The 906-nt window shown below is 62.6% G+C and carries 1 pseudogene; it reads right to left on the bottom strand.

Going from position 1 to position 906, the window contains the following annotated elements:
* Nucleotides 1-461: pseudogene (locus AHiyo1_RS25380) on the bottom strand (hypothetical protein); the annotation flags it as partial.
* Between the last annotated feature and the right edge of the window lie 445 nt (nucleotides 462-906).

Genomic DNA, 906 nt, shown 5'->3' with positions numbered 1-906 from the left:
GTGGAGACGGGTTCCACGTGCTCCACGGGCGGGGTGGTCACCGGCGGGCTCGTCACCGGATCCGTCGGCGGACTCGTCACCGGATCCGTCGGCGGACTCGTCACCGGATCCGTCGGCGGACTCGTCACCGGATCCGTCGGCGGGCTCGTCACCGGGTCCGTCGGGGTAATCACCGGCAGGCCGGCCACCTTACAACCGGCGTTGAGGATGGCGATGTTTTCCGGGGTGAGGTTTTGTCCGTTGGGCATGTAGTCGCCTGCGTTTGCAGGAACGATGTCGTTGGTGTCGGCGATATGCCCGGACAGCGCCGACAAGTTGATGGTCACCGCTACGTAGGGGTTCGACGCCGAATGCGTGGCGTGGCAAATGGTGATCTTGTCTGAGGGAGCAGCGTTCGCCGACACCGTGGCACCCAGCAATCCCAGGCCCACGACCCCCAGGGTCGCAATGGTTCGTTTCATTTCGGTCCCTCCACATCAGGTCCGAGCTGACCAGACTTTGCGGAGTAACCGTCTTCGAGACCCAGGAAGGACAAGTACGGGAGACCTCAATAAGCGAGATGAATCTTGACAGTTACTCCCCAGAAAGTGTCATCAGTTCGCTTGCTCTTCAGGCTAGGTTTCGGTCTCCTGATTAACGCGAGTGGTGGGTACGCGTTTACCGGCAGGAAACAGCGTCCCTTGTCCCGGCTGCTACCTGCGCCGAGTGGATCCCCACTCGCCAGCGCGAAGAGATCACGTGGAAGTCCAGCGAGCCGCCGGATCCGCCTCGGGACGCTTACCAATCATGGGACGGGAAAGGGAACACCCCCTCACCCGGTGGATGAGGGGGTGTCACGCGCAGCAAGAGTGAGCGGGCGTCCGCCCAAAAGGCGACTTAAGTGAGCGGGCGTCCGCCCAAAAGGCG

Source organism: Arthrobacter sp. Hiyo1 (genome assembly GCF_001263615.2).
Lineage (GTDB): Bacteria > Actinomycetota > Actinomycetes > Actinomycetales > Micrococcaceae > Arthrobacter.
This window is presented reverse-complemented; position numbering and strand designations above follow the sequence as displayed.